Below are 22,502 nucleotides of genomic sequence, written 5' to 3'. Positions count from 1 at the left end.
TCCCTGTCAGCGGCCTCCTTTGCCGCTTCGAATTTGCGGACCAAATCGCTGCATCGTCAACATGCTTAGTACCGCCGTAAGTAACAATGACATTCCAACCCCTATCGGCAGAACCTTCATATCCAGCATCGCATGCCCCGGCTCCAGCAATGTCCCATTGGGGTGGACTCCGGCAATCGGAGCCATCAGCCGGATGGACCAGCTCCATGGGCATGCCCACCAGAATGTCCGTGAGGAGAGCGGAATCCCCAGGCCCATTGCACATGCGATGTTGATTCCGATCGCTGTTGCTGCTCCCCATTTTTTGGCGACCCACATGAACAGGGGAATTTCCCAGAGAGTGGTTAGCCACAGCACCAATGCGGACATGAACGTGGCCATCGTAATGATGCTCTCTCCCGTAAAGAGCATGCCGACCGCCCCCAGAACCAAAAGATAGGCCGCGAAGGCTGCAAGAGAGTAGATGCTAATCACGATCAGCTTGGCTAGCCAGATATTTCGGAGCGAAACCGGAAGCAGATAGACCCCTTGATAACGTGAAGCAAGCTGTTCCTTCTGATGGGTCTGGACGGCCCATAGAGCGAGCATCAGCGGCAGGAACAGAATAGACCACCAATTAATGGTATTGGATACAAAATACATCGGATTCATAAGCAACGAAAACGCCACATTTGCGATGGGTACCAGAAAGAAAAGCTTGGTTGAAAACGTACGTTTGAGCTTTAGGCGTTCCGATCGTAGATAAGGAATCATCTGTACCCCCCCTTTCGTCTTGCAGGAGTTGTAGCGACATCCATAAATAGTTGCTCTAAATTTTGTCCGGATTGAACTTCCCCTTCATATAGCAGCTCGCCGTGGTTAATAATACCGATTCGGTCGGCTGTTTGTTCCACCTCGGACAACAAATGACTGGAAAGGATGACGGTCACCCCTTGACGGGGAAAAGAACGGATCAGCTCACGGAGCTCATGGATACCGACCGGATCCAGCCCGTTCGTAGGCTCATCGAGGATGAGCAAACGGGGGCGGTTGAGCAGTGCAATCGCTATTCCTAAACGCTGCTTCATCCCCATTGAAAAATTCCTTGCTGTTTTTTTGCCGGTCGTTGACAAATTCACCAAATCCAATACTTCTTGAATTCGCGAATCCGGAAGCCCGAGCAGCAGGCTGCGAACCTTCAGGTTTTCGAAAGCCGTTAAATTTCCGTAAATCGGCGGAGATTCGATCAACGCTCCGATTTGCTTCAAATCCTGCCTGCTCCAGCGGTGACCGTCAAACCAGATGCTGCCGGATGACGGCGCAATGATGCCGGTCAGCATCTTAAGCGTCGTCGACTTGCCCGCTCCGTTAGGGCCGAGAAGTCCATAAATGCAGTTTGCAGGCACCTGCATGGAGAGCTCCTTGATGACGTTTTCCTTGCCAAAGCGCTTGGAAACCTTCTTCATTTCTAATAAAGGGCCGTTAACCATTTTCATCATTCCTATCCTTTGTAATATGTTGAATTGATGCAGTTCTTTACTCTTCACGGACCAGCTCTGCTTCCAGAACCTTCCGGTTAAGCTCAATGATGATCCGGTTGGAGCTCCCCTTGGGCTCTCCTTTATGTCGATAGACGGAACCATACGTCATGGGATTTTTCTCCCGAATTTCATTCGGATCAAGGTATAGGTAGGGCTTCTTCAGTTCATCCTCGGTCCACCTCTTCCCCTCCTGATCCACATAATACGTTTCGCCGATAAAACCTATACGGCCGCCTTTAGACTCCGGATCGGCTTCCCCTTGCAGCTCATACAGTCTTCCGTCGAACACCAGACGGTCCAGTCGCCCTTCATCGATAAGCTGCTCGATCGTAAGGTCCGTTTCCTCGTCGAGTTCCAATGTATAGTGGGCTGTTTTTTGCGTTTCCTCAACCACCTTTTGCGTGAACTGTTCCAGCCTTTCGCATCCTGTTAGTAGGAGCAGCGCGCTAACCGTAAAGAGGATCCAGCCTTTGGACGTTATCTTCATGTAACAAGCCTCCTTATATCCTGCATGTCAAAGATGATGTGGTAACAACAACGGTAATCGGGAAATATCAGAGAACCATCAAGATTCGAAGATTTTCTTCATGCCATGCAAAAAAGCCGCCTTCAAGGCGACTACTTTTAGTTTACATAATATTTATTATGTTTCTTTGGAAAATCCTACATATTTATAACTGACTTAACACAAGGTTAATCCATCGATAATAAAGCGATTATACAATTGGGTTGGCTTTCAAGGCCGAGGTCAGCCCGTGTCTTGAGAATCACTATTATAATCAGGGGGACTTATGTTGAAGAAAAAAATGACGCTTGTATCCGTATTCGCTTTGGTTATCGCGCTGCTTGCCGGCTGCGGCTCCAGCTCCAGCTCCGGCTCGGGCAATTCAACGCCTGATGCCCCATCATCGCCGACTTCGACTTCCCAATCCACAGGCGGTTCGGGCACAGCGGCTCAGACAATCGAAGCGCTGAAAATCAGCTTCGTCCCGTCCAAGGATCCGGATCAAATCATTACGGCAACGGATCCGCTCAAGGAATTGCTGAAGAGCCAGCTAGCATCCGAGGGATTTGATGTCGGAAAAGTCAGCATTGATGTAGGAACCACCTATGAAGCCGTCGGCGAAGCACTGACTGCCGGTACAACGGATGTCGGTTTTATACCGGGCGGCACATATGCTCTGTACGATGACGGAGCCGACGTCATTTTGACCGCCACCCGTGCTGGATTATCCAATGACTCCGACCAGGCTAAGGACTGGAACGATAATAAGCCGACCCAGCCGACAAGCGATCAGGCAACGTATTATCGGGCTCTGTTCATTGCAGGTCCATCCGATAAAGGTCAAACATTGGCTGCCAAAATCAACAACGGAGAAGAACTGACATGGGAAGAGTTGAACGATGCGAACTGGGCTGTGATGTCCACCTCTTCTTCCGCCGGATACATTTACCCTACGCTGTGGCTGCAAGACAACTATAACAAAAGCATTACCGACCTTTCCCACGTCGTAACATCCGACTCTTACGGCAGTTCCTTCGCCCGACTGGCGGCCGGACAAGTCGACATTATCGTTGCTTTCGCGGACGCAAGACGCGACTATGAAGAGCAATGGACAAATGAATTCGGCCGTAAACAATCGATTTGGGACGAAACGAATATTATCGGGGTCACTCAAGGCATTTACAATGACACCATTAGCGTCAGCAAGAACAGCCCAACCATGAACGACGAGCTGAAGGCCGCGCTTCAAAAAGCCTTTATCGCCATCGCCCAGACGGAGGAAGGGAAGAACGTGATCGCGGTATACAGCCACGAAGGCTACAAGGAAGCACAGCCTTCCGATTACGACGGCGAGCGCAAAGCGCAGGAGATAATTAAAAACTTGAAAAAATAATAAACACCGCATGATCGTCCAACGACTTTATTCTTTTATTAAAAGTGAGAGCATCAAGCCTTTAACCGATGTTCTCCTTTTTTTCTGTTCAGCAGCTGAATATGCGAGGATTGGAGTTTAGCCATGATTGAGTTTAACCACGTAAACAAGACGTATCACAACGGCACGAATGCACTCAAAAATATCAATCTGAAGATCGAACAAGGAGAGTTTGTGGCCGTAATCGGTTTATCCGGTGCAGGCAAGTCTACGCTGATCCGCTGCATTAATCGCATGCACGATATCACCAGCGGCCACCTTTACGTGAATCATGTCGATGTGTCCAAATTGAAAGGAAAACAAATTCGCCGTTTCCGAAGACGGATCGGGATGATCTTCCAGTCCTTCAATTTGGTCACTCGAATGAGCGTCATCAAGAATGTTCTGGTTTCCTTCGTGCCTGACCTTCCGATGTGGCGCAAGCTGACCGGTGTATTTACCAAGGAACATAAGCTCAAAGCATTGGAGGCTCTCGATAAAGTCGGCATTCTGGATAAAGCATACGTGCGAGTAGACCAGCTCTCGGGCGGGCAGCAGCAGCGTGTAGCGCTGGCGCGAACACTCGCCCAGAATCCGGATATCCTGTTGGCGGACGAGCCGATTGCTTCACTGGACCCGGTAACGTCGAAATTGGTTATGGACGATTTCAAAACCATCAATCAGACCATGAAGATTTCTGTGATCATGAACATTCATCATGTGGAGATCGCGCTGGAGTATGCCGATCGCATTATCGGAGTGCGCGAAGGCGAAATCGTCTTCGACGGAGCAGCCGATCAGGTGACCAAGGAAACCCTCGATAACATTTACGGCAGCAAGTCCAATGAAACTCCATTTTTGGCGGAGGCGAATTAGGCGCATGTTTGATAAATGGTTTCCTCCCAAAAAGATGGTTCTTCCAAACGGTAAAATTGTCCTGGAAAAAAGATCGCGGCTTCCCCTTACCTTGCTCACGCTCGCAGCCGTGACCGCGTTATCCGTCAATTTGACGGGGTTCAGCCTACATGTTCTGTTCACGAGGATCCGCCAGTTTTTTATCATTCTAGGCGAGATGATCCCCCCCAAATGGAGTTATACGCCACAGCTGTGGGGAGCCTTGCTGGATACGCTGCAGATGTCCGTGCTTGGGTCGATGATCGGCGCCCTTCTGGCTCTACCGTTCGCCCTGCTTGCTTCGTTCAACGTCATTCGCAACAAAGCGGTCGTGACCATTTTTAAAGTTATGCTTAGCCTGCTCCGAACATTGCCGACGCTGGTGACAGCGCTGATTGCAACCTTCGTTTTCGGATTGGGACCGACGGCGGGCCTGGTGGCCATCCTGCTCTTTACCCTATCGTACGTCGGGAAGCTTCTGTACGAGCAGATCGAAAACGTCGATATGGGCTCCTTCGAAGCCATGGAGTCCATTGGCATGACCCGTGTTCAAGCCTTTCGCTACGCTATTTTTCCAGAAGTGCTCCCGCGTTATCTGTCCACCACTTTGTTTTGCTTTGAGGGGAACGTGCGCTATGCAGCCATTCTCGGTTATGTAGGGGCAGGCGGAATCGGACTCTTGATCAACGAAAATCTCGGATGGCGCGACTATCCGCGCGTAGGTATGATCATTTTGTCGCTGGGAGTCACCGTATACGTGATTGAAACGATCAGCGAGCATTTTCGAAAAAAGTTAAATTGAGGAGATCCATGCTATGACGACAATTGAGAAGCAGCTGCTTGCATCCCCCCGCAATCATCGCTATGTGTTGACCGTGGCGGCAATCGTTCTGATTTTGCTCGCCTGGTCATTAAGCGCTGTAAGCTTTAAAGACGTGAACCAAAACGGACTGGCAATCGCCCTTAACATATTGAAAGGCATTGTCCATCCGGATTTGGACCTGCTGTTCAGCGTCTCGAAGCAGAGTGTTCTCTACCTGCTCGTTCAAACGACGGCCATTGCATTTCTGGGTACGCTGGTGGGTGCCGTGCTGTCTGTTCCGCTCGCCTTTTTGGCCGCCTCCAATATCATGCCGAAGCCGATCGCTTGGCTTACAAGAATGCTGCTTATTATGATCCGAACGATCCCTGCCCTCGTCTATGGGCTGATGTTCATCCGGGTATCAGGTCCGGGACCGTTTGCCGGGGTGCTCACGATCGGGCTGACCTCGATCGGTATGCTGTCCAAGCTTTACGTGGATGCGATCGAGGAGCTGGACAAGAAAGTCCTGGAGTCGATGACATCCATCGGCTGTACCACTTTTGAGAAGATCCGCTATGGAATTATTCCGCAGTTGTTCTCGCTGTTCCTGTCCGTTACCATTTATCGGTTCGACATGAACATGCGTGAGGCTTCAATTCTAGGACTCGTGGGAGCCGGCGGGATCGGAGCGCCGCTGATCTTTGCCATGAACAGCTATAAGTGGAATCAGGTCGGCTCCATCTTAATCGGCCTTGTCATCCTTATCCTCCTTATCGAATGGTTCTCGAACAAGCTTCGATCCAAACTGGTCCAAGGATAACAAGCTTATCTGACGGTCCTAATATGACGCTCCGTTCATCCGTAAACGCATAAACCTCCAACCCTGATGCAGCGCAGGATTGGAGGTTTTTTTCATAGGATGTCATACAAATGGTTGGTTTTGTTATGTGCGGATCTATTTAGTAGACGACCTTCCAGTTGTGATCGCAGACGGCATGGATGACCTGATGCTTCAAAATATAATCGGCCAAAATCTCCGTCATGTCCGTCGGAATCTCCCTGACGACAGGCTTGTTCATCAGCATCCGGAAGTTTCCGCCGCCTCCCGCCCGATAGCTGTTCATCACCACTTCGAACGTAGCGTCGGGATCCAAGGGGCGTCCGTTCCGCTGCAGCTTAATAACCCGTTCGCCTTCGGATCTTGAAATGTCAAGCTCATAGTCAATCCCCTCCCACATGTCGTAGTTGAAGTGCTGCGGCTTCGGCTCCAGGTAACTCTCTGACACTTGCAATTGCCCCAGCTCGTCCAGAGTAAAATAACGGGCGTTCTGCTCCAACGCGTCCCGGATATCGCGTCCGGTTAGGAGAATCACCTTCAACGTATTGGGGTAGATATAGTTGGACACCACATCCCGCATCGTAATTTCCCCAAGGAAGCCCCGGGCTTCATTCGTAAAGATCGCGGCGCAGGATATACTTGCTCCCGTAACTTCCATTTGCACCCGATTGACGAACTCCGTGAATGCGTGATCCCCCAGTCTTGCCTCGAAGGGGTCCATGATGGACATATCGCCCTCGGCCCTGCCGATCGGCTGATCCAGCCAGGCTTGCGTTTTCCTTTCTTGCTCGGCAAACATCGCAAGCACGACATGATCCGCCTCTGCTTGCTCCGCTGGCAGCAGCTGGGCGCTCTTGCCGCGGATCGACCATCTGCCTTCCTTCTCCCGCTCGAATGTCAGCTGAACCTTGGCGATTGCCTGTCCTGCGGAACCGGGCTGAGCAAATACAACGCCGTTCAGCTCGCCGGCAAGCAACCGATGTTGGTGCCCGGTCAGCAACACGTCGAGGCCTTGTAGGCGCATGCACATCTCGTAGCCTTGATTTTCTCCCGTCTGCGGTTCGGTAGGGTCTCCGGTAGCAGGATCCCGCTCGAAACCGCCATGATAGCATACAACAACAGCGTCGGGACGTTCGTTTTCTCGAATATGGTTGATCCATCGCTGTCCGGACTCAAGGGCATCCTCAAAGGTTAAGCCGTGAATGTGCTTAGGCTCTTCCCAGTGTGGGATATGATGGGTGGTGACGCCAAGCACCGCGACCCGAATCCCCTCTTTCATCTCAAACATCCGGTAAGGCTGCCCGAACGCCGGACGACCGCCTTGTTCGTTCATAATATTCGCGCACAGATAGGGACAGGTTGCGTCCTCGATCGCTTGATTCAACAGCTCCTGCCCGTAATTGAACTCATGATTGCCGATCACCGCCGCATCGTACTGGAGTGCGTTCAGCGCGCTTGCAGCGGGGTGCGTGCCGGTTCTGTCGTACTTGGCGTAATGATACATAAACGGCGTACCCTGCAGAAGGTCCCCGTTGTCCAGCAGTATAAGCTGCGGGGCTTCCAGCCGTTCTCTGTGAATGATCTCAGCCAGCTTGGCGAGCCCAATGGGCTTGTCCCCGGGCCCCCGATAGTCCGTCGGATAAATATGGCCATGAACATCGCTGGTTTCCAATATCGTAACGACTACTTTTTCTTTCGGCTCCACTCCGCGTGTCCTCCTATCGTCTCCGTGTTCAGACCTTACAGTCTTCTATTATACGGGTGGAGTATTATGGATATATAAAAAAACAACAGGATAAGGATTATCCATAGCGCATCGCTTCATCGGCAGCTTGTTTGGCGCTCGCCATCCCAGCGTCGGCAAGCCGTCCTTCTGTTCCTACCCAATCACCTGCGACGAATAGACCATGAACATCGGGAACGACAGGGCTTGGAGTCAGCCCATTCCCATTTTGATGGATCGTGCGCGAATCGTGGCCTACGAGGACGTTCGGAGAAAATCGGATTGCAACGACTTCCTTCTCCCAGCCTGGCTCCAGAAGATCCAGAAGATCGGTCAACGCTTTCTTGTCCGCTTGCGCATCTCTCCTGTTATCGTTGCCGTTATACCTCATCGCGTGCAAGACGAGCGCACCGTTGTCGCTCAGCTTGACGGGTCCTGAATGTTTGGAGAAGTATAGTGGTGCATCCAATCCAAGCGCAAACACACGCTCTGGATATGGGAAATGTCTCAAAGCCACGTCCAGACATGCGGCATACAGCGGACGCGCTTGTGCTTTCCATCTGCTGATCGATAGCCCATCCGCTCCCGGCAAGAGTCGGCAAAGTTCATGCGGCCCTATTGCCGCGATGACGACGGATACTTTCACTTCTTTACCGTCTGATAGCTCGACGCCATGTACGAGGCCGTTCTTAATCTGTATTTGCTGGGCGCCATTACCCGTAACGAAGGAAGCTCCGGCATGGATCGCTGCATCGCGCAAATTGTTTACGACGCTCTGCCAGCCTCCCTCTACATACCGGACACCATTACCGGCAAGCTGCCCTTGCCGGATTGCAAATCCCGCGCTCATCAAGTCCATCGCATCGCAATAGGTCCACTGCCGACACATGGCGAGGAAGAGGAGACGAACGCGCTCGTGAAGAATGTTATCGTCCGCCCACTGTTGCAGGCTGATCGACCGGATTGATTCAGCATTGATTTGTCCGATGCCGCCCATCAGGGAGCTCCACTCCCGGCTTTCTGCCGAGGTCAAATCCTTCGGTACCTCTACGATCTTTTCCCGTATGATCCCGATCATGCTGCCCTTGGACGCATAGCCGCCCTCAGGCAGGCAGCCAAGCTCGTTTAAGATCCGAAGTGCCGCTCCCCCCTCATACATCGCATGGGGACCCAGGTTGAATAGCGCTCCGTTTAACTTAACCGTTTGGGCAAGTCCTCCAAGCTGGTTTTCCTTTTCCAGCACGATGACGGATTTCCCTGCTCTCGCCAAATAAACGGCTGCCGTCAATCCTGTAAGTCCACCGCCGATCACGGCAATATCGAAAGATTTATTATGGAAAGTCATCTCGTTCACCTCAATTGTTTATCCTTTTGCAGTCTAACGATGAAAGCTACCGTCACTCTATTACAGTGCTAATTTTTCCGTTGTTTTTAACAAGGTTACATTTACTTGAACTTTCGAAGCTGCCGCCAATCGGGCTTCAATATTCGGGGTTTCGTTGTAGATTGGCGGATATTGCATGGTTCCATAGTGAATAGGCACAAGTGTTTTGGCACCGAGAACTGTGGCTGCCGCGATTGCCTGCTCCGGAGTCAGGCAGATGGGTTGCCCGCTGGGCATCATCCCCGGCAATTCAAGCACTGCACCGTTGACAGGTAAAAATGCTGCGTCGAACGGCCCGTAATTTTGAGCAAAGCTCCACCAGTATCCATGCCAGAGAGTATCCCCGCAATGGATAACCTTACGTCCTGATCCTTCGACCAACCAAGCCACTTGGATGTCGCCAAGACCATCTACGGATGGTAGAGCTGTCGCCTTCACATCGCTACTAAGCTCGAAGGATGAGCGGACTGCGACGCCGTTTACGTTCGTCAATCCTAAAGCCCTAGCTGCACCTTCCAATCCGGCTGGCACATAGACCGGAATCGCAGCCCCGTAAGCCTCAATAATCCCAGCCGGATCGAAATGATCCTCATGCAGATGAGTAATTAATACGGCATCTGCTTTGCCGAAATAGCTGATCGGATACATGGGCTCACGAGCGCCCCCAAACTCTTCTAGAATGCGAGTAATTGGGTCGATTACAATCGCGATGTCGTCTGTTTCGATACGGATACCTGCCCAAGGCAATTTTTGAATGTTCACTTACAGTCCTCCTCTTTTATAACTGAATATCATTGTTTTTCCGGCTATCCTATCATCGTGTATCTTTGTTATAACCTGAATTAATATTTTTAGAGGTTATACGCAGCATCAAGCCGCCTTCGATGTTCATGCATGTTTAGTCAATTTATTCGTTTATTAGCTCCTAGTACATTTTTGCAGATATCGCCTCATCAAAGCATATGCAGACGGCCTCACACTCTGCACTTTCCATTATCTTAATGGCTTCATATGTGCTTTCGCTCAAGTCAAAGAATGGAAACAAACTTGAAATTTGTACTCATCCCAATCAACCCCCATGTATGAATTTATAAGCCAGCAGGCTATTTATAGTTTAGAAGCAATGCGATTTGCGGTCTTGTAAGATACAAACATCTTTTTGTATGATTTGCCCATCTGAAGATTTGCCGTAAAAAAGAAAAAACCACAACGAATTGTGGTAAGAGATTGGTTCATCATTTCCAACTATCAAGTTGACATCATGTATTCCTTGGGAGATAATCCAGTGATTCGTTTAAAATGGCGATTCATGTGACTTTGGTCGGTAAACCCGAGGATCGCTGCAATTTCCCCAATCGTATATTCGCGGTTCATCATTAGCATCTTGGCTTTCTCAATCCTGAGGTGAATGAAATATTGATATGGACTCAGTCCCGTCTTCTGTTTAAACATTCGAACCAAATGGGTCTGACTTAGATTGGCCACCGCAGCCAATTGTTCCAGAGAAATATCCTGATTATAATGGGTATGCATGTACTCTATAACTTTTGATAGTTGCTGATCCGATAATTTCCTGGAAACATAAAACTGTTGTTTGGGCTGAGCGAATATCTCCAACAGATGAAGGGCCAGCAGGTTGGATAGTGATTCTATGTATAACGTTCCCCTGGCTCCGTTACTATTGATTTCATCCACCAACCATTGACTCAACTGAACGAGCTTGGAGTCGTAAATAGATAGCTTATTGGTAAACTCATTCTGACCTTTAAATGTCATATCCGCTTGGGATGCAACTTGATGCACCAAAGAAGGAGACAACATCATGCCAATATAAGAAGCCTCTATTTTCTCCCATCGAAAGTAATCAAAATTGCCCGGTACGTAACAAGAGATTTCACCGGTTTTCATCACCCTCTCGTATTCACGCCCTTCGAAGAGCGTTAGAGTCTTTAGCGGCTGGGGTGATGTGTGCATGGTGATCAGATAATTCGGCATCGATTCTACATAGGCTTCCTGAGGAGCAACTTTATCCCATTTAGAAAGTTGGATGTTCTTCCACCCAAGATGTTCACTATTTAAAACAGGTTTGCTGTTAAACATATATCGAACCTTCATGGTATCCATCCACGTCCAAACCGTGCCGTCGCTATTCAATGCCATAGCATCCCCCTTTTTTTAACCTCTGAAGGCCATCCCTGATATTTAAATTATATCGTATCACTCGTAATGTGGATACTCAGTAACCGCATTGAACTCCTCGAAACATCCATTTCACCAAACAAAAAGTGTTTTCTGACAATTCGCTGAAATCTATGACCTGGGGCGCTTGATGCAGAGCTTAATCGGTGTTTTAGAGCTGCGAGAGTTGACTTATTTTAAAGTTGCAAATCACACAATTTCAACTGGAAATCTTCAGCGTTATCTCGACTGGAATAACATAAAGGATCCTTTCAATGTGATTTTAGGAATTACCAAATCTACTTTCCACAAAAGTGCTATTCGATGATAATCGCTCCTCCCTTCTCCTCATACCAACGGATCATTTTCCAGGAGCCGCTGATTCTAGCGATTTAATGATGTTCGGAATTTCTATTATATCATCGCAAATTGCATCGGGCAGCGTCGAGAGAGCATCCTTTGCTTTAAGAATGGTGAACATTCCAAGTTCTTTGGCAGGAATGATATCTGCTTCGATGCTATCACCAACGAATACAGTACGTCTTCCGATTGATCTCAAATGCTTCAGAGCGATTTGAAAGATGGCATGATCAGGCTTCTTGATATTCACAGAACCGGAAGTAACAATGTCCGTGAAATAGTCATGAATGCCTAATGCGGATATTTTGTTTCGTTGGTAAAAATCTCGGCCGTTCGTGACGATTCCTAACTTATAGCCTTCCCTCTTTAACAAACTGAGCATTTCATGCAGCCCAGCATATCCAACACTATAATGATGAAACTTGTGGTTCAGATCCGCAAGCAGCTCATGATATAAGTTCCTCTGTCCAACTTGAAGAGCTCTGCTAACTTACGGTACACCTCTTCCTTCGGTATGATCATATGATTAAGCTCAGAGAAATTTACGATAAATTCATTCCTATCCGGAATGAACATGTCCAAAGAATATTGCTCATATTGATAAGCAGCAAATTGAACGGACGACTGGTATTTATCTAGCAATGTTTGGTCAAGGTCAAAAACAACCGTATCAATGTTCCTCAACATGCGCCTCCCTTGCACTATACCCTTGCACTATACCCTTGCACTATAATCTCATATTAATATACCACATTTTGGAATCCCCCCCTTCCATCCATCTTAAAACCATGAAAAAGGCCACCCAGAAATCAAATCTCTGGCTGACCTATATAATATTACTGGTTTGAAACCAGTCCATTTATTCTACTCGAATTGTTTGAAACGGCTTGCCGATCTGCCTTCACTATCTGCACGCTAGCCGCGAAGATACCGCCCTGTCAGCGAATGCTCTTCGCGCAACAGCTGCTCGGGAGTGCCTTCGAAAACACTGTTCCCCCCCTTCTTTCCTCCTTCTGGACCCATGTCGATAATCCAGTCCGCCCTACGGATGACGTCAAGGTTGTGTTCGATTGCGATAACGGTGTTCCCGGCGTCCACTAACTGGTTCATGATCGCCAGCAGGTGGCTGATGTCCGACATATGCAGCCCGGTCGTCGGTTCATCCATCACATAGATGCTTCCCTGCTTATGTAGCTCACCAGCCAGTTTGATGCGCTGGCATTCGCCGCCGGACAGCGTACTGAGCGGCTGACCAAGCGTCAGATAGTCGAGGCCGACGTCGCTCATTGCCTGAAGCTTGCACACGATGTCAGCGTGGTTCTGATCGAAGAAGCATAGCGCCTCGCGTACCGTCATTGCCAATACTTCGGCGATCGATCGACCGTTCAGCATGTACTCCAACACTTCATCCTTGAAACGTTGACCGCCGCATGCTTCGCAAGGCAGTTTCACGTCATCAAGGTAAGCCAGATCTGTGTATACAACGCCGAGCCCCTGACAGTTTTCGCAGGCACCCTTGGAATTGAAGCTAAACAGTCCGGCGTTCACTTTGTTCGCGGCGGCGAAGGCTTTGCGTATATCATCCATAATTCCTATATAGGTAGCCGGAACCGATCGGGTCGAGACACCGACTGCGGACTGATCGATCAAGATCGCGTCAGGATACTTTTGCATGAACACCCGATTGATCAACGTACTCTTTCCCGAGCCTGCGACGCCAGTAACGACGGTAACGACCCCTGTCGGGATGTCGACATTTACATTTTTCAGATTATGCAGCGTGGCGTCACGAATCGGCAATTGGCCTGTCGGCAGGCGCACATCGGTTTTGATCGGCAATGCCTGACTTAGGTGTTTGCCGGTTAGTGTATCCGCCTGCAACAAACCTGCATAGCTGCCTTCATAGACGATCGTCCCACCCCCGGAGCCAGCATGCGGACCGACATCGACAATGTGATCGGCGATCTTGATTACATCGGGATCGTGTTCGACGACAATCACCGTGTTCCCCTTGTCGCGCAGCTTACAGAGCAAGTCGTTAAGCCGATGAACGTCGCGGGGATGCAAGCCGACGCTTGGCTCGTCAAGTATATACATCACATCAACGAGGCTGCCGCCGAGATGCTTGACCATCTTAACACGCTGCGATTCCCCGCCTGACAGCGTGTCAGTCGGGCGGTCAAGCGTCAGGTAATCCAGGCCAATATCCACCAAATACTGCAGCCGCTGCGTCAAGGTTCTCACGATGGGCAACGCGACAGGATCATCGATTTGCTGCAGCACGCCGATTAGTTGGCCGGCCTCCATCGCCGACAGCTCGGCAATATTGTACCCGCCGATCCGGCAGGCGAGCGCTTCTTGACTTAGGCGGGCGCCGCGGCAAAGATGGCATGGACCTTCCGAGATGAACGGAGCCACCATCTTCTGAGTGCGCTCGGACATCGTTTTTACATCGCGTTTAATATACTTGCGGGTGAACTTCTCAAAGATACCTTCGTAAGAGAAGTTCATCGCTTTTCCGCCGACGTTCATTTCAATCTTACGTGACTTGCTGTACAGCAACTCCTCCATCTCGGCGTCACTAAAGTCGCTCAGCTTCTTATCCAAATCGAAGCTGCCGGTCTGCGCGATAATCGTCCATTCGTAGCTGTCGACGGCATATTCCGGCAGCCGAATCGCCCCTCCGCGAAGCGTCTTACTTCTGTCCAGTGCGGCGTCCGAATCAACAACGACCATCCTGCCCATCCCGTTACAGCTCGGGCACATCCCATGCGGATCATTGAAGGAGAACCGATTGACGTTGCCGATATGGGGACGGCCGACACGCGAGAATAAGAGCCGCAGTACCGGAGAGATGTCCGTCACCGTACCAAGCGTCGAATGCGAGCCTCCACCGAGCCGCTTCTGGTCAACGATGACCGCCATGTTTAGATTTTCTATCGCATCGGCTACCGGTTGAGGATAGCGTGGCAGAAAATTGCGTACGAAGAGGCTGAAATTCTCATTCAGGAGCCGCTGCGCTTCGCCGGCCAGTGTGTCGAATACAATCGACGACTTACCAGAGCCGGACACCCCTGTGAAGACCGATATTTTGCGTTTGGGAATGCGAAGCGACACATTCTTCAGATTGTTCTCTCGCGCACCGCTTATCTCTATATACTCCTGCTTCATGGCAGCCTCCTATTTTGATTTCATGAGATTGGGAGTACGTCCCTACAACGAGGAGTGGTTGAAGGAAGAGGAGCAATTCCCATTCCTGCTACCGTATTTGCCTCCTTAAATAAACATTGATCGTCAGCGGAGCAAAAATAGCAATCAACAGCAGGACGACACCGATGCCTGCCGCCAGTTGAGCTGCATTCGCCGTTCCGTGTAGCAGTCCTCGTATGAGCGTAACAGCGATGCTGATTGGGTTCAAGTCGATCGCCACCTGCAACCAGCGCGGCATTGTCGAAGTATCGACAAGCACGTTGCTGGCAAATAGAAGCGGGTAAACAATCATCATGCTCGTACCCGACACGGTCTCTGGCCGCTTGGCCGCATTGCCGATGAGTGCAAAGACCCAACTAGTACCGAATGCAAATAAGAGGACATAAAGTGCAGCTGCCATGGTACCTTCGAGGCCGCCGTCCGGCCGAAATCCAAGCCCAAACCCCATCGTCAAGACAACGAGTAGTGCCACTGCATAGCGCAAGCTGTCTGCGATGATCGAGCCGAAAATGGCTGCGGGCTGCCAGAAAGGCAACGTACGAAACCGGTGGTAGACGCCTTTGGCGATATCCGTGCAGATTGTCGTACCACTGTACACCGTCATCGGCACCACCGTCAGCACCAGGATGCCAGGCAACAAATACTGAATATATTCCCGAGCGGAACCGGCAATCGCTCCGCCGAACAGAAAGGTGAATATGAGCAGCATAATGATTGGAGACAACACCGCTTCAACGGCAAGGCCGAAGATGTTATTACGCATGTGATGCAGCGTTCGCCGCATGAACAGTCCTGTCGCGGTCAAGCCGCCTGGACTTTGGCCTGGCTTTCGGGCACGAGATGCTTGTATGGAACTCATCGCGTCGCCTCCTTTCCGGTTGTGGCGGTCAAAGCGAAAAATACGTCGTCAAGGCTTGGATCACTCAAGGCGAAATCCTTGATCGCCGTTTGGTGCTCCATAAGCGTACCGATCGCAGCGTGTGCCAGCGAAGCTTCCCGAACCGCCGCTTTTACGGTCACCCCGTCTTCATCCGTATGGGCACTTAGCCCATGTTCGTCTGCAAACAGACGACAGATCTCATACGGGTCGGTTGCTGCTGACAGACGGATCGTCAGTGTTTTGCCGCCGGTCGATGCTTTGAGCTGCTCGGGCGTGCCGGTCGCGATAACCCTTCCGTCTGCGATGAAACCGATCCGATCGGCCAACTGGTCTGCCTCTTCGAGATACTGCGTCGTTAACAGCACGGTTGTCCCCTTCTTCACCAGCAGGCGAATCGCCTCCCACAGCTCGCGCCGGCTCTGCGGATCGAGTCCGGTGGTTGGCTCGTCGAGGAACATCACCTCGGGCTGCGAGAGAATGCCGGCGGCGAGGTCCAGGCGCCGGCGCATGCCGCCGGAGTAGGTTCCGACGGTTCGATCACCTGCATCCCCCAGCCCGAATGATTCCAGCAACTCAGACGCCAGTACGACGGCTTCTTTATGCGAAAAACCGTGGAGCCCGGCGAACAGCCTCAAGTTTTGCCGGCCGGTCAACGATTCGTCCAGCGCCGCATACTGGCCAGTAACGCTGATTCGCCTGCGTACATCGGCTGCTTCGGCGACAACATCGCTGCCGCAGATGTACGCCGTTCCCCCATCCGGACGCAGCAGGGTGGTTAACATGTGCAGCGTTGTTGTCTTCCCTGCTCCGTTTGGTCCAAGAAGCGCGAACAGCTCTCCTTGCCGAATCGCCAAATCCACCCCGCGCACAGCCTCATGCCCCCGGAATGATTTGCGTAAGCCTTTCGCTTCAATGGCGTACGTCATGGGCCCTCCTCCAATCTCTTATAGAAACTCCCGTTTATGCTCGGCTGCCCAATCGGCGAACGTACGCGCCGGCCGCCCGAGCACCTGCTGGACCGTCGACAGCACCGTATATCCAGCCTCCGGCGGATTTTTTGCGATCTGCACGAAAAATTCGACGCTCTCCTCGTCATACCCCTGCTGCCGCCACTGCTGCCTTGCTTCTTCCTCTGTCAGTTCGACGAACGGGATTTCCTTGCCAATCGCTGCAGCGATGGTCCGTACTGCTTCCTTACGCGTAAGCGCTTCGGGTCCGGTGAGCGGATAGCTGCGTCCGTGATGTCCATCCTCAAGCAGGGCCAGGACCGCAACCTCCGCAATGTCTTCTTCGTGCACGCGCGCGCTGAGAGCATCTCCATAAAACTCCCGGACAACGCCTTCCGAACGGATCGTATCGCGCCAATCCACCAAGGCATTGGCCATAAATTCCGCAGGCTTCACCAGCGTCCATTGCATGCCGCTTGTTCTAAGTGCTGCCTCGACCGGCCCCTCTTCATAGCCGACCAGAACGATAACGCGCTTTACACCAGCCTCTTTCGCGAGCGCCACCATCTCCGGGTCCGTGTTAAGATCCGCGTTCGGTTCGTCACTTGAAGTGATCAGGAAGATTGCCTCTACCCCCTGCAATGCATCCTTCAGCGTACCCGGCTTCATCAAATCGCCTTCGGCGATCTGCACGCCGTCCGGCAGCTTCTTTCTCGCCCGCTCCGCATTTCTCGTTAATGCGCGCACGGATGCGCCTTGTTTCAACAGCAGCTCCGTCACATGCTGTCCAACCGTACCTGTTGCCCCTGTTACCAGAATCGTCATATCCGATCTCCTCCTCGTGGTTTCGCGTAGTGTTGGCGAATGGCTTCGATATGCGCGATGACGTCGCGCCGAAGGTCTTCCGGCGATATGATGTCAACATTTGTCCCGTAGCTCGTGATGACCGACAATGCATACTCTTTTTTATAAAAGATCGTGCGAACTTCAACGCAATCGCCCTGATACGTGCATTCTCCCGGGAATTGCTCCAGTACGCGAGTACGTACCGCTAGGTCGAACCGAAGATGCGCATGAATCCCATGCACTTCTTCCTGTTCCGGCTCATCAAGTAGGGGCTGCGGTATAAACGTTTCTTCCATCACCTGGAGTTCCGTAATCCGCGAGATGCGGAAATACCTTTTCCCTCGGCGTGACCTGCAGTACCCTTCCAAATACCAGACACCTTTCTCCCAGAGCAATTTTCCCGGCTCCACGCTGCGCTCGGACGGTGTGCCGGATGCGCTCGTGTATGCCAGTCGAACGATGCGCGATTGCCGGATTGCCTGAAACAGCTGCCGAATCCTATCACGTTCGCTCTCCGATGCGCTCATGCTCAAAATAACCGCCTCGCGGTTGCTTTCGTTCGCCAGGCCCGGATGCAGGCTGACCAGCTTCCGCATCGCAGGCGCTACGGCGCCTCCCATCGAACCTTCCATCGCCTTCAAGAGCGTGTAGATGACCGACAGATCGTCGACTGAGAAGTGCTGCCTTGTCAAAAAATATCCGTCCATCAGCTCGAATCCGCCGTCTGCGCCGGTGAACGATGCGACCGGAATTCCGGCCAGATTGATTAACTCGACGTCACGATAAACCGTGCGCACCGATACTTCAAACTTGGCGGCTAGCTCCGTTGCGGTCACTCTTTTTTTGGCCATCAGCTCAAGCGTCATTCCAAGCAAACGCTCCAGTCTCACGGTGATCCTCTCCTCTGTCGATGAACTATTTCGGATCATCTAGCTATGATCCTACTTGACGAATTCTGACAACATGGTTGTCAGGATTAAATCGGCCGCAATTATTTTTGCTTCAAGCGGCACCCGGATTATTGTTCTACCTCTCGGATCAAACGAATGTTGCAGGTAAAAGTTGAACAGCGGCAGTCACTAACTTCAGACTGCCGCTGCGGTATAAAACTAGTTATGATTGGATTCTAATATAAATTGGATAACATCCATCGCAAATCTTTCCGGTTCCTCAAAGTGAAGCAAATGACCACTTTCTTCATATACCTTTAAATGCCCGTTTCTGACGTCATTCACAAATGAATCAGTCTGCTCTTCGCAAATAATGGGGTCATGCCGGCCTTTGATCAAGAGTACAGGCAATGTCAGTTCTTTAAGCTTGGGAAGTAATGAATCGAATATCCGTCCTTCGGCAAAAATTTTCGAAACATGAATATTCGTCCTTCTTCCAAACTCTTCCCTCTCACGTTCCGAATATATCATCTTGGTGTAGTTGCTGCCACCGTTCGGAGTATAAACCTTCATTCTTAAATCTCCCAGTCCCTGACCTAGCTCAATAAAAGCATCCAAGATTTCTGGCGGCGTTTGAGCTCCGTTGGCGATGTCAATACAGGCTGCCATTTTTTCAGCATCGCCAATGCTTTCATACAGGCTTGCAGCTTTGCGCAGCCAGTTTCTGATTGATTTTATTAAATCAAATGATGGGCCTTCCAAGATCAAGGACGATACAGAGTTTGGATAATGGATAGCATAAAGCACCCCCAATAATCCGCCGAATGAATGCCCAAGAACCGCCCATTTTTGTATCCCCAGTTGTCTACGAAGCTGCTCGCAATCCTCCACCAAATCATAAATGGTTAAGGGTTCGTCTTCCTCGATTGCTTCGGATCGCCAAACGCCGCGTTGGTCCATACTAATTAGCCGAAGTTTTTCCGAGAGACGATCTGCCTGATGTATCATGAATTCATAACAGCTTTCTCCTGGTCCTCCGTGGAGGTACAAAAGCGGGGGAGCTTCCTCGTTCCCGTGAATTTCGACATACAAGCTTTTCCCACGTATTTTGATGAAGGTACCCTTCAATGAAACCCCCTCTTCCTTCTATATAATGACCACCTGGCTGCTAGGACTGATCATTTTTATGCGAAGTTAAATCAGCTTCACCATTTTTTTACGGTGATGTGCTCTATCGGCAGCTACGGCAAGCTTCTTGAGGTTAGCTTTGCGCGTGTACTATTCTCGAAAGCCGCTTGAAAAAGTAGACTTTTCGATTTAATCCAACTCCGCAGCGGCAAACACCAGCACTCTCCCGTCGGTATTGATCACCTGCGTGCCGTTGTCCAGCTCCGCCATTGGCCTGTCCCAATGGACATGCCCGCAGCAAAGAAGCAACGGAGGCCCGGCCGAAAGCTCTCGCCGGATTCCGGCATGGCCGGGAAGCCCGAATGCAGGCACATCCGGACCCTGATGCAGCATAAGCACATCCGGATTGCGTCGGAGCAGTTTTTGTAGCTCGCCTATGTACTCTTCCTCCGGCATCCGATTCGGCTTGCCCGCTCTTCCTGTCACACCGCCCAGCCCGGCAATATTCAACCCGCTATGCTGCGCCGTTCTAGGCTCGCCATAAAAATCAATACCCGGGGCGGCCGCAAGCCTTGCTTTCCCTTCTGCCGTAACCATATCGTGATTCCCCGCTACGCCAAGCACGGTGCCGAAATGCGAGCGAAAGGCTTCCCACACCGGAAGCGGATCGCCGCTTGAACCTCTTTGAGCCGGGTCGCCGTACAGGTCACCACACAGAAGCACGACGATACGTTCAGGATCACACCGGGGACAATAGCTTTCCAGCAGCAAGGCCAGCATTTCGGGCAGCTCCTCGCCGATCAGCCGCGGGCTATGCATTTCATCAGCAGATAAGTGTCCTGCGACGCCTTGCAGGTCTGAAGCTAGGATTAGTGCGTCTACTTCATCCGGAAGCCCAAGCATCTCTCCAAAATAAACCGGTAAATATTCATAGGTGACCCCTCTGCTCCCTGGAGCGGCTGCCGTATAAGGCAGCTGCTCGATCGGCTCCTCCGCGATGCTGACCACGTTCAGCCGAGCCTCCCCTTTGCGACGTGATTTCATTGCAGCCTCAACTCCTGATTTTACGCTTTACCCAATGGTGGAAACGACGTTACCATCTTGGTCCTTGATATGGGTTTTAACGACTTGAATGATACATCCTTTATAAGCAGTCAACTCGATTCTGTCTTCCTTCGGAAGCAGTTTTCGCGAGAGCTCGTCCGCAGTCGCTTCATCCAGCCTGAGCCGTACTTCTTGCTCTCCTGCTTCGTAGCCGGTTTCCGCACCAGGCTCCAACACAACTCTCAAGTCTTGGCTTGCCAATGTCAAGTCCTTTCCTTTCAGAAGCCTTCCGCGAAGCAGCTTGCCGACCGTTCCCGCTTGCTTTGCCCCCAAGGTGAGCACGGTCGGCGTCTTGCTAAACAGCCGGCTTTTGCCGGGCTCCCAAGCCAATTGATCCACAAATAAAAATCCGGTATTCGAACCTTCCTGCTCCAAACCTCTTTGGACGGTTTCCGCTATGGAAGGGATCCGCAAGAGGGAGTCTCTGGACAAATCGGTGATATACCCGGGAAGGTTCGTTTGGCTGGCACCCAATACGCCCGAAGTACTCCACGTTTTCATCGCCTCGAGCTCATCCTCCGTAATTCCAACCATTTGCAAAAACTCAACTTTTCCGTTAGGCGTAACGACGCTAGGGAGCTCAGGATCTTCTACGAAGGCAAGCGCGGTTAACTGAGTATCGGTTCCTAAACAAATCGGACCGTTGGCATCCAAGTAATCGCCGGAAGCGAAAACGTTCCCGCTGCTAAAAACATACCGTCCCATGTTCTGAAGCAGGTTCAGCGCCCACATCGGCGGCTCTTCCTCGTCTTCCGTGCGCGCCACCCGAAACGTAAGTTCAAATCCATATCCGCTATACTCCTTATTTTCCGACTCTTTCTCATAAAGCTCGGAAAAGCCGAACGTGACGATATGCCAATGCGGCAGCGGGTTCTCCGCTTTGTAGGCGCTCAGACCGTCCAGCGGATCCTTACCACCCAACATATAAGGAATCACCGTACCGTAGTGCTTAGGCTCCTGGGCCCCATATAGCTTTTTCATTTGCTCTTCAATTGCATCCCAGCCGGTTGTAACTGCTTCTTCGTTCATCTTGTTCCCTCCATTTTGTATTTACCCTGGTCAGGGCAGCTTTCGTTGCGGCTTCTTCAGTGGTCGAGGCTTCCAGGCCACCAGAAATCCAGCTTCTCCGCATAATTGATTTATCTGGTCAAGATGCGTTGTCTCCACTTCCCACAGCCAATGTTCCTTTCCGATATTCGTTAGCTTGCCATGTTCCCGACTGCCCGTAATCCATTCTCCCAGCTTTACTCCGCCGATTTCGATATGTAAATGGCGACTGTTCACCAGGTTGCATGGGTAAACCATCCGCAGCAATTCCCCTGAATACCGCCCCTTACCCTTATACAGTCCCGGAGTCTCTTTGCTAAATGCGAAACCGTTCTCGTAGGGGAACAGCGTCACCCCGCTATTCCCTGCCGCATAAAGATATGCGTTAGTCATTTTTTCCGTGGAATAGACAATCCCGTAAGCAAAGCGGGGAAACCGCTTCGCCAAGCTTTTAAGCCACGCTGTGAGCGAGGCGTAAGCTTCTTCAAGTGAACATTCACAAAATGCGGTAAGATGAGGAAAACTTCCGAATTCACCGGTTTGCCTGCTGAATGCGGCATGCCAAGGAACCGAGCCTTTTCGCTCGTGATAGAGCCAGAACGCATCGCATTCTCCTCTTAACACGTTCTCTCTTAAACGATCCGGGGAAATCTCGAACAGATCGTGATCTCCTTCATGATCACCGTTGCTTAAAAGTCTATAATACGTGGCAGAGTTCACGCTGACGCCGATTGCCTCAAAAAAAGACAGCCCGATCTCGAGTGCCTCGGGCGCTGTTATTTTCTCCGTATCGTAAATCGCGATGCCCGTACTCAAAGCAACCACCTCCGTATTT

The 22,502-nt window shown here is 51.0% G+C and carries 21 protein-coding genes; 4 read left to right on the top strand and 17 right to left on the bottom strand.

Features of this window, described 5'->3' with window-relative positions; translation table 11 throughout:
- Nucleotides 1-6: 6 nt before the first annotated feature.
- From J2Z18_RS15455 to J2Z18_RS15445, 3 genes are read right to left on the bottom strand one after another with little or no spacing between them, the layout of a single operon-like run.
- Nucleotides 7-753 carry a lantibiotic immunity ABC transporter MutE/EpiE family permease subunit gene (locus J2Z18_RS15455; protein ID WP_007131310.1) on the bottom strand — a complete coding sequence of 249 codons (747 nt, stop codon included), beginning with the start codon at nucleotides 751-753 and terminating at the stop codon, nucleotides 7-9.
- Nucleotides 750-1,478, bottom strand: a complete 729-nt coding sequence (locus J2Z18_RS15450; protein WP_007131309.1) for a lantibiotic protection ABC transporter ATP-binding protein — start codon at nucleotides 1,476-1,478, stop codon at nucleotides 750-752. The genes J2Z18_RS15455 and J2Z18_RS15450 overlap by 4 nt, the downstream gene beginning before the upstream one ends.
- 37 nt (nucleotides 1,479-1,515) lie before the next feature.
- Nucleotides 1,516-2,007 (bottom strand): NisI/SpaI family lantibiotic immunity lipoprotein, encoded by a 492-nt coding sequence (locus tag J2Z18_RS15445; protein ID WP_007131308.1) that lies wholly within the window; start codon nucleotides 2,005-2,007, stop codon nucleotides 1,516-1,518.
- 304 nt (nucleotides 2,008-2,311) lie between these two features.
- Here J2Z18_RS15445 and J2Z18_RS15440 point away from each other — a divergent pair, with 304 nt between their 5' ends.
- From J2Z18_RS15440 to phnE (J2Z18_RS15425), 4 genes are all read left to right on the top strand, one after another.
- Nucleotides 2,312-3,418, top strand: coding sequence for a phosphate/phosphite/phosphonate ABC transporter substrate-binding protein (locus J2Z18_RS15440; RefSeq protein WP_007131307.1), 1,107 nt, complete (start codon nucleotides 2,312-2,314; stop codon nucleotides 3,416-3,418).
- A 123-nt stretch (nucleotides 3,419-3,541) separates the two neighbouring features.
- Nucleotides 3,542-4,312, top strand: a complete 771-nt coding sequence (phnC, locus tag J2Z18_RS15435) for a phosphonate ABC transporter ATP-binding protein (protein ID WP_007131306.1) — start codon at nucleotides 3,542-3,544, stop codon at nucleotides 4,310-4,312.
- A 4-nt stretch (nucleotides 4,313-4,316) separates the two neighbouring features.
- Nucleotides 4,317-5,132 carry a phosphonate ABC transporter, permease protein PhnE gene (gene phnE, locus J2Z18_RS15430; protein ID WP_007131305.1) on the top strand — a complete coding sequence of 272 codons (816 nt, stop codon included), beginning with the start codon at nucleotides 4,317-4,319 and terminating at the stop codon, nucleotides 5,130-5,132.
- Between the two features lie 13 nt (nucleotides 5,133-5,145).
- Nucleotides 5,146-5,952, top strand: a complete 807-nt coding sequence (gene phnE, locus J2Z18_RS15425) for a phosphonate ABC transporter, permease protein PhnE (RefSeq protein WP_007131304.1) — start codon at nucleotides 5,146-5,148, stop codon at nucleotides 5,950-5,952.
- Nucleotides 5,953-6,091: 139 nt separating this feature from the next.
- Here the strand turns inward: phnE (J2Z18_RS15425) and J2Z18_RS15420 are convergent, their stop codons facing one another.
- The 14 genes from J2Z18_RS15420 to J2Z18_RS15355 form a co-directional block, all read right to left on the bottom strand.
- Complete coding sequence (locus tag J2Z18_RS15420) at nucleotides 6,092-7,675, bottom strand: bifunctional metallophosphatase/5'-nucleotidase (protein WP_210094967.1); 1,584 nt, start codon at nucleotides 7,673-7,675, stop codon at nucleotides 6,092-6,094.
- 97 nt (nucleotides 7,676-7,772) lie between these two features.
- Nucleotides 7,773-9,038 (bottom strand): phytoene desaturase family protein, encoded by a 1,266-nt coding sequence (locus J2Z18_RS15415; protein WP_028404245.1) that lies wholly within the window; start codon nucleotides 9,036-9,038, stop codon nucleotides 7,773-7,775.
- A gap of 60 nt (nucleotides 9,039-9,098) precedes the next feature.
- Complete coding sequence (locus tag J2Z18_RS15410; protein WP_028404244.1) at nucleotides 9,099-9,839, bottom strand: MBL fold metallo-hydrolase; 741 nt, start codon at nucleotides 9,837-9,839, stop codon at nucleotides 9,099-9,101.
- A 486-nt stretch (nucleotides 9,840-10,325) separates the two neighbouring features.
- Nucleotides 10,326-11,237, bottom strand: a complete 912-nt coding sequence (locus J2Z18_RS15405) for a helix-turn-helix domain-containing protein (protein WP_210094966.1) — start codon at nucleotides 11,235-11,237, stop codon at nucleotides 10,326-10,328.
- 379 nt (nucleotides 11,238-11,616) lie between these two features.
- Entirely contained in the window at nucleotides 11,617-12,048 is a 432-nt protein-coding gene (locus J2Z18_RS30485) for an HAD family hydrolase (protein ID WP_232239248.1), read from the bottom strand.
- 482 nt (nucleotides 12,049-12,530) lie between these two features.
- Nucleotides 12,531-14,786, bottom strand: a complete 2,256-nt coding sequence (locus J2Z18_RS15395; protein ID WP_210094965.1) for an ATP-binding cassette domain-containing protein — start codon at nucleotides 14,784-14,786, stop codon at nucleotides 12,531-12,533.
- Between the two features lie 88 nt (nucleotides 14,787-14,874).
- The gene (locus J2Z18_RS15390) at nucleotides 14,875-15,684 is read right to left on the bottom strand and encodes an ABC transporter permease (protein WP_028404242.1); all 810 of its coding nucleotides are present in this window, start codon (nucleotides 15,682-15,684) and stop codon (nucleotides 14,875-14,877) included.
- Nucleotides 15,681-16,631 carry an efflux ABC transporter ATPase subunit, DrrA-related gene (locus J2Z18_RS15385; protein ID WP_144878932.1) on the bottom strand — a complete coding sequence of 317 codons (951 nt, stop codon included), beginning with the start codon at nucleotides 16,629-16,631 and terminating at the stop codon, nucleotides 15,681-15,683. Before J2Z18_RS15385 ends, J2Z18_RS15390 begins: the two co-directional genes overlap by 4 nt.
- Before the next feature lie 18 nt (nucleotides 16,632-16,649).
- Nucleotides 16,650-17,477 carry an NAD(P)H-binding protein gene (locus tag J2Z18_RS15380; RefSeq protein WP_028404240.1) on the bottom strand — a complete coding sequence of 276 codons (828 nt, stop codon included), beginning with the start codon at nucleotides 17,475-17,477 and terminating at the stop codon, nucleotides 16,650-16,652.
- A complete protein-coding gene (locus tag J2Z18_RS15375) occupies nucleotides 17,474-18,388 on the bottom strand; it encodes a helix-turn-helix transcriptional regulator (protein ID WP_028404239.1) in 915 nt (304 codons plus the stop codon). The genes J2Z18_RS15380 and J2Z18_RS15375 overlap by 4 nt, the downstream gene beginning before the upstream one ends.
- A 219-nt stretch (nucleotides 18,389-18,607) precedes the next feature.
- Nucleotides 18,608-19,516 carry an alpha/beta fold hydrolase gene (locus tag J2Z18_RS15370; protein WP_028404238.1) on the bottom strand — a complete coding sequence of 303 codons (909 nt, stop codon included), beginning with the start codon at nucleotides 19,514-19,516 and terminating at the stop codon, nucleotides 18,608-18,610.
- A 189-nt stretch (nucleotides 19,517-19,705) separates the two neighbouring features.
- Nucleotides 19,706-20,560, bottom strand: a complete 855-nt coding sequence (locus J2Z18_RS15365; RefSeq protein ID WP_007131296.1) for a metallophosphoesterase family protein — start codon at nucleotides 20,558-20,560, stop codon at nucleotides 19,706-19,708.
- 27 nt (nucleotides 20,561-20,587) lie between these two features.
- Entirely contained in the window at nucleotides 20,588-21,649 is a 1,062-nt protein-coding gene (locus J2Z18_RS15360; RefSeq protein WP_007131295.1) for a suppressor of fused domain protein, read from the bottom strand.
- Nucleotides 21,650-21,679: 30 nt separating this feature from the next.
- Nucleotides 21,680-22,483: a hypothetical protein gene (locus J2Z18_RS15355; protein ID WP_007131294.1), complete on the bottom strand. Its 804-nt coding sequence runs from the start codon at nucleotides 22,481-22,483 to the stop codon at nucleotides 21,680-21,682.
- Nucleotides 22,484-22,502 lie beyond the last annotated feature (19 nt).

It is taken from the genome of Paenibacillus lactis (assembly GCF_017873605.1).
GTDB classification, from domain to species: Bacteria; Bacillota; Bacilli; order Paenibacillales; family Paenibacillaceae; genus Paenibacillus_AQ; species Paenibacillus_AQ lactis.
Note: the sequence above shows the minus strand (reverse complement) of the source record. Positions and strands in the feature narration are given on the sequence as shown.